This is a genomic window from Gemmatimonadaceae bacterium (assembly GCA_036504815.1).
Lineage (GTDB): Bacteria > Gemmatimonadota > Gemmatimonadetes > Gemmatimonadales > Gemmatimonadaceae > PNKL01.
In genome coordinates this window covers 65885-80437 of the sequence record DASXUN010000023.1, presented here as the reverse complement: position 1 = coordinate 80437, position 14553 = coordinate 65885, and the positions used below count along the sequence as shown (strand labels likewise).

The following is a 14553-nucleotide window of genomic DNA, read 5'->3' as shown; positions in this document are numbered from 1 at the left end:
CCGCGCGAACGCGCGGGCCGCCCCTGAGTTGACGATGTTATGACGCTTCCTTGAGCCGCTCGATGGAACGGGTCCGCCTGGTCCTGCTACGGGCGGGCCCTCGACACCTGATCGACCACCGAATCGAGCTGTGCGTACTGGTCCTGCGAGAGCGCGGAAAATGGCCGGAAGACGTGCGCAATCCGACCGTCCGGCGCCACCACAAAGACGACGCGCTTGTAGAACTTCTTCATCGGTCCGATGCCGGAGCCGGTCGTCGCATACTTCGCGGCGATATCCCCCGTCGTGTCGCTGGCGAACAGCACGGGGAAGTTGGCCTCCTTGGCCCACGCCGCGAGCTCGTCCACGCCGTCGGAGCTGATGGAGATGGCGACCACACCCTGGCCACCGTTGAAGATCGTGGCGTACTGATCCCGGTACGCCTCATGTTGGACGGTTCAGCCCTTGGTCCGCGCCTTGGGGAAGAACGAGATGACGACGGTCTGCCCGCGGAAATCGGCGAGACGCAGCGCCTTCTGCATCACGCCGGCCTTGGATGCGCCGGGGAGCGAGAAATCGGGCGCCAGGTCACCGACCTTGGGTCCATCGTCCTGCGCCCAGGCGCGAGTTGCCGACAGCCCGACCAGTGCGGCAATGCACACGGTGAGCGCCACGATTCGTGACGGCATGCGGGGGACTCCTCTGGTACTGTTAGGGGGTGACGTTCCGTACGACCTTCCTATCTACCCGGTGAACACCGGAATGGGCAACCCGGGTTCCCATGTGAGCGTTCGGCTGTCGAGGACGTAGGTCAGCGCGATGGATCCGACGGGCGACACGCGCGGTACGAAAATGAGTGACGGCGCGGCGTTCGGCGAATGCTTCCGACGGTGGGCCTGCGGCGCGGTGAGGCATCGCTTTCGGGTGTGACTTGGTACCAACATGGGGTGCGCGTGCGCGCTGGCGCCGCCCGGCGGACACGCGCGGTGTCTAACACCGGCGTCAGGGAGCTTGTAGATCGAATGAGGCCCGTGCACAGACATGACTGACCAACCCGGCGTCCCCGAACCGTTCGACGCGGTCACCACGCCGGCGGGCATCACCACGAGCTGTCCGCAGTGCGGTGCGACCCTGGACGCGCTCACGACCTCGTGCGGGCGCTGCGGCGCGGTCGTCATTAGCGGGGGGACGGCCGGTGAGCGCGCCGATCGCCTACGTCGCCGCCTGCAGGCGCAGATCGGCAGCAGCTACGAACTGGGCGCCCTCATCGGACGCGGCGGCATGGGAATCGTCTTCCGGGCGCGCGAAGTGGCGCTCGACCGCGAAGTCGCGCTGAAGGTGCTTGCCTTCGATGCGCTGCTGAATCCCGAGGCCTTCGAGCGGTTCGAGCGGGAAGCGCGCCTGGCCGCGCGGCTCGACCATCCGAATATCGTTCCCATCTTCGCCGTCGGACACGGCGACAGCGTGGCGTACTACACGATGCGCTTCGTGCGGGGCGGCAGCCTGGAGACCCGCATTGCCGAGCACGGGGCGCTCGCGTTCGACGAGGCGGTTCGGCTGCTGGCCGAGGTGGCGGCGGCCCTCGACTTCGCGCACGGCCAGGGGATCGTGCACCGCGACATCAAGCCGGCAAACATCCTCCTGTCGGAGACCGGCCACGCGATGGTGGCGGACTTCGGCATCGCGCGCGCCTTCACGGGCGACGCCGTCACGTCGACGTCTGGTTCGCACACCGGGGTGGTGGGCTCGCCGGCGTACATGGCGCCCGAGCAGTGGCGCGGCGACAAACCCGACGGTCGCGCCGACCAGTACGCCCTGGGCGTGCTGGCCTTCGAGATGCTGAGCGGCGTGCGCCCGTTCCGCGACGTCTCGATGCAGGAACTCCTGCGCATGCACCTCAACGAGGAGCCACCGTCGCTTGACACGGTGCGCAAGGGACTTCCGTCGCGAGTGGCGGCGGCGATTCGCCGCGCGATGTCCAAGGAACCGTCGGACCGTTTCCCGTCGACGTCCGCCTTCGTGACGGCGCTGACGGATGGCGACGCCGTGGCCAGGCCGCCTCGCGCCGGCGCCGCCTCGCCCCTGCGCGCCGGGCCGCACGACTCACGAGGCCGGCAATGGCTCGGCAACACGCTCGCGGCGGTGATGGTGCTGACCGCCGCCGCGGTGGGCTTCAATGCCTGGCGCACGTCGCGCGTGCCGGCGCCGGTCGCGGCCCCCACGTTGGACACGCTCGCCGAGCGGCTCGCGCGCGAGCTCGAAGAGACGCGGAAGATTGCCCTCGACGCGCAGCGGCGCGCCGAACGCGCCGAGGCGCAGCAACGGGCCCAGCGACAGACAGCACCGGCGAAGCCGACCAACGGACACGTCGAGGTGCTCGTGCGCGGCGGCGCCCCGCGTCTGCTCGTCGACGGAGCGGTCAGCGCCGGGTCGACGCCCGCGATCATCGACGTGCCGCCCGGCCGGCACATCATCAAGGTGGAGCAGTCCGGCCGACAGTATCAGCCGGCGCAGTACGTGATCGACGTGAATGCGGGGGACACCTCGCGGCTCTGGTTCGCCGACACGCGCATCGTGGGGCGCGAATTCCAGCCGGGCGGACAGTCCCAGTCCGGACCGCCGCGCTTCCCGCGGTCGCGCGTCGCCGACAGCATCGCGGCGGCCGCGCCGCAAGCCGCGGCCGCGGCCGCGCAGGGGCCGGGCTCAGCGTCCCTGGACGCCGCGGTGACCCCGGCGCCGACGCCCTTCTCGCTGCCGGCGCGCATCTGGCTGAACATGTCGCCGCAGGAGCAGGGCATGCTGCGGGCTCGCTGGAGCCGGATGACGCCCGAGCAGCAGTTGCGCGCCATCAGGGAATTCCAGCACCGGGACTCGACGACCGGAGGATTCCCGCGCCGCCTGCCGCAGGCGCCGCCAGTTCCCCCAGCGCGCTAGCCGACAAGCACGCGCAGGACGCGCGGCACCGTGCCGATCTGGACCACCGGCGATTTCGCCAGGTACAGGTCGCCGTCCAGCTCGTACGCGGGCGGCGCGTCGAACGTGATCGTCGTCGCCGGCGCGCGCCGGGCCTCGACCGCGGGATGCGACAGGTGCGCGCCGCGCAGCGCGCGGACGAAGAGTGGCACCCGCGCAACGCCGCGGATGTCGCCGATGCTCACGAAGTCCAGCATTCCGTCGTCCACCTGGGCGGTGGGCGCGATCAGGAAGGCGCCGCCGAAGTTCTTGCCATTGGAAATGACGAGCATCACGCGGCGCTGCGGCGCCTGGTCGCGGAAGACGTCGGCGGTCGCCTCGAAGCCCCGGTAGCGGAGGATTAGGCGCAGCGCTGCCGCAACGTAGACTGCGTCGCCGCGCAGCCAGCCCGTGCGGTCCGCGGTCGCGAGATTGACCGCGACGTCGAAACCGAAACCCGCGACGTTGAGAAACCACTCGTCATCGACGCTGCCGAGATCCACCAGCCGCTCGACGCCCCCGTGCGCGACCAGTTCCGCCATCGCCCGGTGATCGGTGGCGGGCGCGGGCAGGTTCTTTGCGAAGTCGTTGCCCGTGCCATTGGCGAGAAAGGCCATGCGCGCGGGCGAGCCGAGGCGGGCGAGGGCCACCGCGCACTTGCCCCACGTTCCGTCACCGCCGGCGACCGCGATCGTCTCGGCGCCGTCACGCACGGCGTCCTGCACCACGCGCGCCTCGTCGCCCGGCGCCGCCGTCGTGCGAACGTCGGTGATGCCATGCGCGGAAAAGAGGGCGCGGAGGTGCGGTAGAAGCCGCGCCCCGGCGCCGCGACCGGATTCCGGATTGACGATGACGACGGTGCGTGACACGGCGCGAAGATACGGTGGTGGAATGCCGGGAGATAGGAGTGAGACAGAATACGACAGAATACGACAGAATACGACAGAGTACGACAGCGTACGACAGCGTACGACAGCGTACGACAGAATACGGCAGTCGCCAAAAAAAAGCGGAGAGGCCGCGCCGAGCGCGACCCCTCCGTCCATACCCTTACTGCCTTACTCTGTCGTACTCTGTCGGTTTCCGTGGTACTCTACTTCGCCAGATTCCTCAGCACGTACGGCAGAATCCCGCCGTGCTTGTAGTAGTTGAGCTCTTCCGGCGTGTCGATGCGACTGCGCACCTGGAACGACTTCACGGCGCCGTCGCGGCCGACGGCCTTCACCGTCAAAGTTGCGCGCGGCGTCACTGCGTCGCTCATCCCCTCGATGGTGACGGTCTCGAAGCCCGTGAGTCCGAGCGACTGACGCGTCTCGCCGTTCGTGAATTCGCACGGCAGCACACCCATCCCCACCAGGTTCGAGCGGTGGATGCGCTCGAACGACTCGGCGATGACCGCCCGCACGCCCAGGAGCATCGTCCCCTTGGCCGCCCAGTCGCGCGACGATCCGGTGCCGTATTCCTTGCCGGCGATGATCACCAGCGGCGTGCCGTCTTTCTTGTACGCCTCGCTCGCCTCGAAGAAGGACGTCGGCTCGGCGTTCGGCGCCGTGCGCGTCCACCACCCTTCCAGGCCGGGGGTCAGTTCGTTCTTGAGACGGATGTTTGCGAAGGTGCCGCGCATCATCACTTCGTGGTTGCCGCGGCGCGCGCCGTAGGAATTGAAGTCCTTCTTCGCGACACCAAGCGACTTGAGCCACACCCCGGCCGGCGACTTCTCCGCGATCGAACCCGCCGGCGAAATGTGGTCGGTGGTGATCGAGTCGCCGAACATGCCCAGGACGCGCGCGCCGTGGATCGGCTGCACGCCCGGCGGCGTCATCGTCATTCCCTCGAAGTACGGCGGATGCTTCACGTAGGTGGACTTGTCATCCCAGGCGTAACGGTCGCCCGTCGGCACCGGGATGGCCTTCCACTGATCGTCGCCGCCGAAGACGTCGGCGTATTGCTTGACGAAGTACTCGCGCTTGACGCTCGACAGCACGACGTCCTCGACTTCCTTGGCCGACGGCCAGATGTCGCGAAGGAAGACCGGCTTCCCGTCCTTCCCCGTGCCGATGGGTTCCGACTCGAAGTCGATGTCGACGCGGCCGGCCAGCGCGTAGGCCACCACGAGCGGCGGCGAGGCCAGGTAGTTGAAGCGCGTCTGGGGATTCACGCGCCCCTCGAAGTTGCGGTTGCCGCTGAGCACGGCGGCCACCGTCAGCTTCCCGTCGTCGATGCCCTTGCTGATCGCCTCGGGGAGCGGTCCCGAATTGCCGATGCAGGTCGTGCAGCCGTAGCCGGCGATCTGGAAACCGAGCGCGTTCAGCGCCGGCTGCACGCCGGCCTTGTCGAAGTAGTCCCGGGCCACCTTCGAGCCCGGGGCGAGCGACGTCTTCACCCAGGGCTTGCTCGTGAGTCCCTTCGCCACGGCCTTCTGCGCCACCAGCCCGGCGGCGAGCATCACGCTCGGGTTGGACGTGTTGGTGCAGCTCGTGATGGCGGCGATCACCACCGCGCCATCGAAAAGCTCGAACTTGGCGCCGCGATGTTCACACGGCACCGTCGCCACCGGCCCGCCCTCGGAGATCATGTCGGCCGCGCTCTTGGCGCCGTTCGCCGCGGCCACGCGCTCCCGTTCCGCCTTGTACGCGGCGGCATACGCGGACTTCATCTGCGTCAGCGGAATGCGATCCTGCGGACGCTTCGGGCCGGCGAGCGACGGCACCACCGTCGACAGGTCGAGCACGAGCGTGTCGGTGTAGACCGGATCCGGCGTCCCCGCTTCGCGGAAGAGGCCCTGCGCCTTGCAGTACGCCTCGACGAGCTTCACGTGGTGCTCGTCGCGCCCGGAGAGCCGCAGGTACTTGAGCGTCTCGTCGTCCACCGGGAAGAAGCCCATCGTCGCGCCATACTCGGGCGACATATTGGCGATCGTCGCCCGGTCGGCGAGCGAGAGCCCGGCGAGGCCGTCGCCAAAGTACTCGACGAACTTGCCCACGACCTTCTTCTTGCGGAGCAGCTCGGTGCAGGTCAGCACGAGGTCGGTCGCCGTCGCGCCGGCCGGCAGCTTGCCGGTCAGCTTGAAGCCGATGACTTCAGGAATGAGCATCGACACCGGCTGTCCCAGCATCGCCGCCTCGGCTTCAATCCCGCCGACGCCCCAGCCCAGCACCCCGAGGCCGTTGATCATCGTGGTGTGCGAGTCGGTGCCGACCAGCGAGTCGCAGTACGCGACCGGATCCGCCATCTGCCCTCCGCCATCCGCCATCTCCTGGCCCACGAAGACGACCTGTCCGAGGTACTCCAGATTCACCTGATGACAGATGCCCGTGCCCGGCGGCACCGCGCGGAAGTTCTTGAGCGCCGTCTGGCCCCAGCGCAGGAACTGGTAGCGCTCGAAGTTGCGCTCGTACTCGAGGTTCACGTTGATCATGAAGGCCGCGTCGGTGCCGTACTCGTCGATCTGCACCGAGTGGTCGATGACGAGATCCACCGGCTGCAGCGGGTTGATCTTCGCCGCGTCGCCGCCGAGCTGGGCGAGGGCGTCGCGCATCGCGGCCAGATCCACCACGCACGGCACACCGGTGAAGTCCTGCAGCAGCACGCGGCTGGTGCGGAACGCGATTTCCTTGTCGACGGGCGCCTTCACGTTCCACGTGGCCAGCGCCTCGACGTCGCCCTTCTTCACGAAGGCGCCGTCCTCGTTGCGCAGCAGGTTCTCGAGGAGGACCTTGAGGGAGAAGGGGAGCGTGCGCGCCGTGCTGCCGGGCAGGCCGGCGACGGCGTCGAGCCGATAGTAGGTGTACGACGCGCCGTCGACGGTCAGCGTCGCGCGGCTACCGAAACTGTTGGACATTGCCATGGCCGGGTAGTCTTGTCGCCCGCAGGGGAACGTGAGGGCGGGGTGATGGCCTGAGCCACTGGACACCGGAATGGACGCGGTGCCCAGGCTATCCGAAGTATAGACGAACGTACCGAACGTGGCGAGGGGATTCGTGCGGTCCCGCTAGTCGAGGATGATCTTCATCTCCATCGTCCGGTGCCGGACGCCGTCGCCGCCCACCACCTCGGCTACGAGCGCCTGCACCGGACACTCCGTCACGAAGGCCCCGTCCGCGCGCGACCATTCCAGCGTTCCGTTGATCGGCGTGGCCTTTCCGTCGGCGTTCATGCGCATGACGCCGGGGGCCAGGGCGGCGCAGACGCCGCAGCCCGTGCAGCGCTCCCGGTCCACCGTGATCTCGACCTGCCGCCGCGGATAGACGCCGCCCGCCGAGTAGAGCTCGTCCCGGACGCCGTCGAGCACCTCGCAGGCGGTTGCGTAGCCCGCATCGATCATCGTGCTCGCGTGCGCGAAGCTGAACCAGCTGTACTTCCAGACCGGCGGGCGGATCAGGAGCAGCGGCGGGCCGTGCCACGTGGCGAGTTGCATCTGCTGCAGCGACCGCGAGGTGAGCTGCACCGAGCGCATGAAGATGGCCGCGAAGCCCTTCTGGTGGACGCGTCGTGCAGCCGTGTGGCTCGTGCTCCCCACGTCCACCGCGATCACCGCATCGACGCCGCGCGCCGCCACCCAGGCGGGTGTGTTGCCTATGCCGCCGCCGTCCACGCACATGCGTCCGTCGATGCGGCGGGGCGGGAAGAAGCCGGGGAGCGCGCAGGACGCGTACACGGCGTCCGTCACCTTCGCATCCTGCTGGCCGGGCAGCCCCCAGGTGACCTGCGTGCCCCGCTCGAGGTCAACCGTGTTGACGAGAAAGGGGATGGGGAGGTCGCGGAATGTGCCCTCCGGCGCGAGGCTTTCGACGATCGCCTGCAGCGGCTGCTCGAGGTAGAGCGATGGGGCGAGCAGGCGGCGCATGACGATCCCCACGTGGTCGATCTGGAAGAGGTCCGGTTTGCGGAGCGCGAGCGCCCGCAGTTCCATCTCCCGGACCGTCAGTCCACGCACGTACGCGGCGGCAATGAGCGCGCCGATGCTCGTCCCCGCGATCACGGCAGGACGGATGCCCCGTTCCTCGAGCGCCCGGAGCACCCCGATGTGCGCAAAGCCCTTGAGCCCGCCCCCGCCGAGGACGAGCGCAACGCGCGCCGGAATTCCGGTGCGCAGCGGCGTCGTCACGGCGTGGCGGGCAGCATTACCTGGCGGCGATGCGGCCTACTGCAAGTACTGGAACAGTCCGAACAGGAAGACGACGGCGCCGCCGACGCTGATCAGCGTGCCGGAGTCGCCGCCAACGACGGCGCCCGTCAGCATCGCCGCACCGCCCACGATCATCATGGCGCGATTCTGCCGGGTATCAGCCCGGGGCGGCAGGGGGAGGGGCGCTGGCGCAAGTCGCGCCTTCTGTACGCCCACCGAAACCTGCGAGGCGAGCGGTGCGCCAGAGGCGCGCACGGCCGACGTTCCCTGCGCAGCAGCGGACGAAGGGAGAGACACCGCGACGAAAGCGACGAGCAGCAGGAGCCAGAACGAACGCATGAAACCTCCTTGGTGCAGGGTGCGATGATATCCATCGTCGGGTACCTTATACCGACGTTACACCATTACGGATCCATCCGTCACCCCAGTCCCGCGCCGATGAGCATTGCTCCCCAGTCCTCGCCCACGCCGGTCTCCGAGCACGGCCTCACCCGCGCCATCGGCGTCCTCGGCCTCGCGGCGGCGGTCTTCAACACCACGGTCGGCGGCGGGATCTTCCGCCTGCCCGGGTCGGTGACGGGACTCATCGGTCCGGCCGCGCCACTGGTCTACGTCATCTGCGCGCTGGCCATGGGCCTCATCGTGCTCTGCTTCGCGGAGGCCGGGAGCCGCGTCTCCATGACGGGCGGGCCGTACGCGTACGTGGAGCTCGTCTTTGGCCCGTACACCGGCTTCATGAGCGGCGTGCTGCTGTGGCTGCTCGGCACCACGGCGCTGGCCTCCGTGTCCAGCGCGTACGCGGGCTTCATTGGCACGCTGATCCCGGCACTGTCCGCCCCGGTGCCGCGCGCGCTGCTGCTCGCCGCGAGCTTCGCCTTCCTCGCCGGCGTCAACGTGCGCGGCGTCAGGCAGGGGACGCAACTGATCGGCGTCGTGAGCGTGGCCAAGCTGCTCCCGCTGCTTGTGCTCGTGGCGGTCGGCGCCGTGGCGATTGCGCCGTCCCATCTGGTCGTCGAGAGCATGCCGGCCGCCAGCTCGTTCGCGCGCACCGCGATCGTGCTGATCTTCGCCTTCACCGGCGTGGAGAGTGCGCTCGTTCCGTCGGGCGAGATGAAGAATCCGTCGCGCACCGTGCCGCGCGCCCTCGCCATCGCGATGATCGGCGTGACGGTCCTGTACATCTCCATTCAGCTCGTGGCGCAGGGCGTCCTCGGCGTCGAGGATCTCGCCGCCGCCAAGGCGGCGCCGCTGGCGGCCGTCGCCGACCGGCTGATGGGTTCGCCGGGCCGACTGCTGCTGCTCATCGGGGCGGCCGTCTCGACGTTCGGCTACATGTCGGGCATGACGCTTGCCATGCCGCGCGCGCTCTATGCGTTTGCGCGCGACGGATTCCTGCCGCGGCAGATCGCGGCCGTGCACCCGGCCTTCCACACGCCGTGGCTGGCCATCGTGCTGCAGTCGGCCGTCGTCTGCGCGCTCGCCGTGGTGAATGAGTTCGAGGCGCTGGCGGTGCTCGCCAACCTGTCCGCGCTCCTGCTCTATGCGATCTGTGCGGTGGCGGCGTGGGAACTGCGTCGGCGCGGCATCCAGAACGAAGGCACCACGCCCTTCAACCTTCCGTTGGGCCCGACGGTGCATATCCTCACCTGCGCCGTCATCGCCTGGCTGCTGACGAGCATCACGGCGGAGGAGTGGCGCTCGGTCGGCGCCGTGCTGGTCGTCGCCACCGTGCTGTTCTTCTTCCGGCGGAAGCGGGCGTAGTGGATCCGCTGCTGGCGTTCCGCGCCGAGTTTCCCATTCTCGAGCGCTGCACCTACCTGGTGAGCAATTCGCTCGGGGCCATGCCACGCGGCGTTCCCGATCGGCTGGCGGAGTACGTGGACGCGTGGGAGGGGCGCGGGGTCCGCGCCTGGGCCGACGGATGGTGGGAGATGCCGGTCGCCGTGGGGAATGAAGTGGCGCCGCTGATAGGCGCTTACCCCGGCGAGGTCGCGATGGTTCCCACGGTCACGCTGTCCCAGCTGGCGGTCTTGTCGGCCCTCGACTTTGCGCCCTCGCGCGACGCCGTGGTGATGACCGCCCTCGACTTCCCATCGGTTCGCTACGCCATCGACCAGATGGCGCCGCGATTCGGGGCTCGCGTGGAGGTGGTGCCGAGCGACGATGGCATCACGATCGACGCCGACCGGTTGTGCGCGGCGATCACGGAGCGCACGCGGCTGGTGGCCATCTCGCACGTGCTGTTCCGGTCCGCGTCGATCGTCGACGTGCAGCGCGTCTGCGCGCACGCGCACGCCATGGGCGCCCTCGTTTCATTGGATGGTTACCACGCCGCCGGCGTCATTCCGGTGGATGTGCGCGCCGTCGGATGCGACTTCTACGCAGCCGGCGTGCTCAAGTGGCTCTGCGGCGGCCCCGGCGGGAGCTTCCTCTGGGCCTCGCCGGAGATGAACGCGCGCTACGCGCCCGCTCTGACGGGATGGCAGGCGCACACGCATCCGTTCGCCTTCGCGGACCAGATGGACTACGCCTCGGGGGCCTGGCGCTGGCTGGGCGGCACGCCCGTCGTGCCAGCGCTGTACGCCAATATCGAGGGGCCGCGCCTCGTTCGTCGGGCCGGCATCGAAGCGGTGCGCGCCAAGTCGGTGCGACAGACCGCCCAGCTGGTGACCCTCGCCGACGCGCGCGGTTACGCGGTGTCGGCGCCGCGGGATCCGGCGGTGCGCGGCGGCACCGTGGCCTTCGACGTGCCACACGCGGGGGAGGTCGCGCGGGCCCTGCTCGCGCGCGACGTCGTCATCGACTATCGGCCGGGGGCTGGCATCCGGGTGGCGCCGCACTTCTACACGAGTGACGCGGAGGTCGCGCGCGTGGTGGATGAAATCGACGACATCCTGCGCGGCGGCCACTGGCGGGCCTTCGAGGGCGTGCGCTCGACCGTCACGTAACCGGCCGGCGGCGCCTCCGCGCCGGCGCGACGCCACAGTTGCGTCGCATTCCCGGCGTTCGTAGCTTCGCCGCATGCCTACTCCCCCCAAGAAACTCCGCAAGCAGTACGTCAACGCCGAGTATCCCAAGCTCGTCCTGAAGTTCGAAGATGGGCACGAGATCCGCATCATGAAGGGAACGGGCAAGACGTTCGACTGCTGGGCCGGCGAGACGATCAAGCTGCTCGCCATCATCGACCCGGAAGAACGCGAGCGGACCCACGTCGGCACCAAGAAGGCCGACGATTTCGACGACGCGTAAGCGAGGCATGCGCGGCCGCGTCACGCTGATCGCGCTCGCCCTGCTGGGCGCGGCCTGCACACGCGTGCGTGCGCAGACGATTCCCGCCGCCCCGGCGCCAGCGCCAGCCCAGGCCCCGCGGCTCGACGCGCGGGCCGACACTGCCGCCCTCCACCGCACGCTCGAGTCCATCGCGGACGCCCACCGCGGCGTCGTCGGCTACAGCGTCACGAACCTCGAGACCGGCGAGCACCTCGAGCGACGCGGCGACGAGACTTTCCCGACCGCGTCGCTGATCAAGGTGCCGGTGCTCGTCACGTTGTTCGACCTGGCGGAGAAGCAGCAACTGTCGCTCGACGATCCGGTCGTGCTGACGGAGATCGACAAGGTGGGTGGCGCCGGCGAGCTGCAATTCCTGCGCACGCCGCTCACCGTGCGGCTCTGGGACGTGGCGTGGCTGATGAGCACGCTCTCCGACAACACCGGCACCAACCTCGTCCTCGACCGCATCAAGATCCGGCGTGTCTGGCAGAAGATGGAGTCGCTCGGCCTGCCGCACACCAAGGTGCACTCGGGGTCGATGACGCGAATTGCGAGCGTTGCGCCCGACAGTTCGGCCAAGTACGGCCTGGGCGTCACCACGCCCAACGAGATGGCGCAGCTCTTCGCGCTGATGGCGCAGGGGAAGGCCGTCAGCCCGTCGGCCGACTCGACGATGCTCTGGATCCTGCGCCACAATCAGGACAACTCCAAGCTCGCGCGCTTCAATTACAACGTTCGCCTGGCGCACAAGACGGGTGACGTGGACCAGGCCCGCACCGACTGCGGCGTCTTCTACCTCCCGGCGCGTGTCGCCATCTGCGTCCTCACGAAGGAGAACGAGGACCGCCGGTACTGGGATGAGAGCGAGGGGAACGCCGTTATTGCGCGACTGGGCGAGGCCGTTGTAAGAGCGTGGAAGCAATAACGGCAGAGAAACAACAGAGAGACAACAGAGAGAAAGCATAGAGACAACAGGACAGCGGGCTGTTTCGGGCGAGCTCCGTGACGCGCCCTCCTGTTGTCTCTCTGTTGTTTCTCTGTTGTTTCTCTGTTGTCTCTCTGTTGTTTGTCTGCGTTCCTGGTAGTATGCTTGCGACGTGGACGACAATTCTCTCGCCGTCCGGTGGTCTTCAGGCCTCGCGGCCCAACGTCGCGATCGCGCCATTGTCGCCCTCGAAAGTTCGGTGCTGGCGCAAGGACTCCCCGCGCCAGCCAACCGCGATGCGCACCAGCGGATGTCTGGAGCGGTCACCTCGCACGGCGCCCTCCCGGCCGTGCTGGCCATGGTGCGCGGCGTCCCGACCATCGGCCTCGAGGGAGACGACCTCGAACGCTTCCTGCGCCGCGAGGGTGTGGCCAAGGTGTCCGCGCGCGATCTCGGCTGGGCCGCGGCGCGCGGCCTCGATGGCGCCACGACCGTCGCCGCGTCACTCGCCCTCTGCGCGACGGCCGGCCTCGACGTCTTCGCCACCGGCGGCATTGGCGGCGTGCACCGCGAGCCGCCGTTCGACGAGTCGGCCGACCTGCTCGAACTCTCGCGTTCGCCGGTCCTGACCGTCTGCGCGGGCGCCAAGTCCATCCTCGACTTGCCGGCGACCTTCGAGCGCCTCGATAGTTACGGCGTGGCGGTCATTGGCTTCGAGACCGATGTCTTCCCGGGGTTCTTCACGCGCAACACGGGGTTGCCGCTGACGGCCTCCACCGACGATCCGGTGGAGATCGCGCGCGCCTTCCGCGCCCACCGGGCGCTCGGACGCCTCGGAGCGATGCTCGTCGTGCAGTCGCCACCCGCTGACGCGGCGCTCGACGAACGACTGGTGGACGAGGCCGTCGCCCAGGCCCTCGCCGCGGCCCACGCGACCGGCATACGTGGCGGCGCCATGACGCCATTCCTCCTCGGCGCCGTCGGTCGCGCCACCGGCGGGGCGTCGTTGCGAGCCAATCTCGCCTTGCTTGCCGCGAATGCGGCCCTCGCGGCCCGAATCGCCGTCGCGCTGCGCGAGGCCGGGTGACGCGGCTGTTACGCCACCCCCGTTGAATGCCTGGCGCACGCCCCGTTACCTTGCGGTCAACTCTCACCCGTCGCAGGAGGTCAGTCGAACGATGTCGTCTTCGTTCCTGAGTTCCGAAGAGTACGACGAACGAGCGCACCAGCAGTACAACGAGGGGAACTACGACGGCGCCCTCGTCACGCTGCACGAAGGGTTGGCCCTGTATCCCAACGCGGTCGAACTGCACGTCGGCGTGGGCTACGCCCGCCTCGCCCGCGATGAGTTCGCGTGGGCGCGCCGCAGCTTCGAGGAGGCGCTGGTCCTCGATCCCGAGCACGAGGACGGGCTGGCCGGCCTCGCCGAAACGCTGCTGCGCTTCGGCCAGGTGGATGCGGCCAAGCGGATCTTCGGCCGCGTGCGCGCGCTCGGCTACGAAGACGACATCGAGCTGATGCAGCAGATCGGGCGCGCCCTCTTCCGCGATGAACTCTTCGACGAGGCGCTGGAGTACTTCGAAGTGGCGGTGCGCCAGGCGCCGGAGAGCGCGGAGGCCGTCGCGCTCGTGGGTTACACGCAGCATCGCCTGGGCCAGGATGAGGCGGCCGTCGAGACGCTGCGGCGCGCGCTGAAGCTCGACTCCGGGTACACCGAGGCGCGCATCTACCTTGGCAACCTGCTGTACGACCGCGGCGATTTCGAGGCGGCACTGTACCAGCTGGACCAGACGCAGCCCGACGACCACTGGGACGAACTGGGCATCTGGCGGCTCATCGAGCTCCGCAAATCGCACCTCCGCCTCCCCGACGGGGATCCGTCGTTCGAGCCGTGGGAAACCCGCCTGGCCGACCTGGCGCCGGTCATCGACGCCACGGACGAGATGCTGGGCGAGATGGAGACGCGGTTCAACGATGAGGACGCGCGTGATGCCCGCAGCCAGCTCGAGCTCTTCGGCTCGCTGCTCAGCGAACTTTCGGACGAGCGTGCCGGCACGGAGCCGCACCGCGTCGAATTCAGCGACGGACGCGGCTACGTCGGGACCTGGGACGAGATCGTCGTGCAGATGCGCGACGCCAACCCCGGCGCCGCGCTCCGCACGGTCCCGGAATACATGCAGAGCGAGGCGCGTCGCGGCTTCTCGCTGACGGGGATGCTGATTCCGGCCGGCGACGCCGAGGCGTTCCTGCGCGGCTGCGCCGACGCGGGCCTCCTGCGCATCGTCCACTGAGCGCAACG

Annotated in this window: 12 protein-coding genes; 7 read left to right on the top strand and 5 right to left on the bottom strand. The window is 68.9% G+C overall.

Features of this window, described 5'->3' with window-relative positions:
* Positions 1-86 precede the first annotated feature (86 nt).
* Positions 87-668, bottom strand: coding sequence for a redoxin domain-containing protein (locus VGJ96_13085; protein HEY3288045.1), 582 nt, complete (start codon positions 666-668; stop codon positions 87-89).
* A 352-nt stretch (positions 669-1020) separates the two neighbouring features.
* On the opposite strand from VGJ96_13085, the gene VGJ96_13080 reads away from it, so the two are divergent.
* Positions 1021-2913: a protein kinase gene (locus VGJ96_13080; GenBank protein HEY3288044.1), complete on the top strand. Its 1893-nt coding sequence runs from the start codon at positions 1021-1023 to the stop codon at positions 2911-2913.
* Here VGJ96_13080 and VGJ96_13075 read toward each other — a convergent pair.
* The 4 genes from VGJ96_13075 to VGJ96_13060 all read right to left on the bottom strand — a co-directional run bounded on the left by VGJ96_13075 (position 2910) and on the right by VGJ96_13060 (position 8398).
* Positions 2910-3800, bottom strand: coding sequence for a diacylglycerol kinase family protein (locus tag VGJ96_13075; GenBank protein HEY3288043.1), 891 nt, complete (start codon positions 3798-3800; stop codon positions 2910-2912). The two genes, VGJ96_13080 and VGJ96_13075, sit on opposite strands and share 4 nt — an antisense overlap.
* A gap of 224 nt (positions 3801-4024) precedes the next feature.
* Positions 4025-6772 carry an aconitate hydratase AcnA gene (gene acnA, locus VGJ96_13070; GenBank protein HEY3288042.1) on the bottom strand — a complete coding sequence of 916 codons (2748 nt, stop codon included), beginning with the start codon at positions 6770-6772 and terminating at the stop codon, positions 4025-4027.
* Positions 6773-6922: 150 nt separating this feature from the next.
* Positions 6923-8038, bottom strand: a complete 1116-nt coding sequence (locus tag VGJ96_13065; protein HEY3288041.1) for a patatin-like phospholipase family protein — start codon at positions 8036-8038, stop codon at positions 6923-6925.
* Between the two features lie 36 nt (positions 8039-8074).
* Entirely contained in the window at positions 8075-8398 is a 324-nt protein-coding gene (locus VGJ96_13060) for a hypothetical protein (GenBank protein HEY3288040.1), read from the bottom strand.
* 99 nt (positions 8399-8497) lie between these two features.
* Between VGJ96_13060 and VGJ96_13055 the strand changes: the two genes are divergently transcribed.
* The 6 genes from VGJ96_13055 (at position 8498) to VGJ96_13030 (ending at position 14545) form a co-directional block, all read left to right on the top strand.
* Positions 8498-9820 carry an APC family permease gene (locus VGJ96_13055; GenBank protein HEY3288039.1) on the top strand — a complete coding sequence of 441 codons (1323 nt, stop codon included), beginning with the start codon at positions 8498-8500 and terminating at the stop codon, positions 9818-9820.
* A complete protein-coding gene (locus tag VGJ96_13050) occupies positions 9820-11007 on the top strand; it encodes an aminotransferase class V-fold PLP-dependent enzyme (GenBank protein HEY3288038.1) in 1188 nt (395 codons plus the stop codon). Before VGJ96_13055 ends, VGJ96_13050 begins: the two co-directional genes overlap by 1 nt.
* A 73-nt stretch (positions 11008-11080) precedes the next feature.
* Positions 11081-11308 (top strand): hypothetical protein, encoded by a 228-nt coding sequence (locus VGJ96_13045; GenBank protein ID HEY3288037.1) that lies wholly within the window; start codon positions 11081-11083, stop codon positions 11306-11308.
* 7 nt (positions 11309-11315) lie between these two features.
* Positions 11316-12254 (top strand): serine hydrolase, encoded by a 939-nt coding sequence (locus tag VGJ96_13040; GenBank protein ID HEY3288036.1) that lies wholly within the window; start codon positions 11316-11318, stop codon positions 12252-12254.
* Positions 12255-12426: 172 nt separating this feature from the next.
* The gene (locus VGJ96_13035) at positions 12427-13341 is read left to right on the top strand and encodes a pseudouridine-5'-phosphate glycosidase (GenBank protein HEY3288035.1); all 915 of its coding nucleotides are present in this window, start codon (positions 12427-12429) and stop codon (positions 13339-13341) included.
* A gap of 91 nt (positions 13342-13432) precedes the next feature.
* A complete protein-coding gene (locus tag VGJ96_13030) occupies positions 13433-14545 on the top strand; it encodes a tetratricopeptide repeat protein (GenBank protein ID HEY3288034.1) in 1113 nt (370 codons plus the stop codon).
* Positions 14546-14553 lie beyond the last annotated feature (8 nt).

Coding starts and splice junctions, on each gene's coding strand:
- VGJ96_13030 (HEY3288034.1), top strand. CDS start 13,433: ATGTCGTCTTCGTTCCTGAGTTCCGAAGAGTACGACGAACGAGCGCAC.
- VGJ96_13055 (HEY3288039.1), top strand. CDS start 8,498: ATGAGCATTGCTCCCCAGTCCTCGCCCACGCCGGTCTCCGAGCACGGC.
- VGJ96_13045 (HEY3288037.1), top strand. CDS start 11,081: ATGCCTACTCCCCCCAAGAAACTCCGCAAGCAGTACGTCAACGCCGAG.
- VGJ96_13060 (HEY3288040.1), bottom strand. CDS start 8,398: ATGCGTTCGTTCTGGCTCCTGCTGCTCGTCGCTTTCGTCGCGGTGTCT.
- acnA (HEY3288042.1), bottom strand. CDS start 6,772: ATGTCCAACAGTTTCGGTAGCCGCGCGACGCTGACCGTCGACGGCGCG.
- VGJ96_13080 (HEY3288044.1), top strand. CDS start 1,021: ATGACTGACCAACCCGGCGTCCCCGAACCGTTCGACGCGGTCACCACG.
- VGJ96_13040 (HEY3288036.1), top strand. CDS start 11,316: ATGCGCGGCCGCGTCACGCTGATCGCGCTCGCCCTGCTGGGCGCGGCC.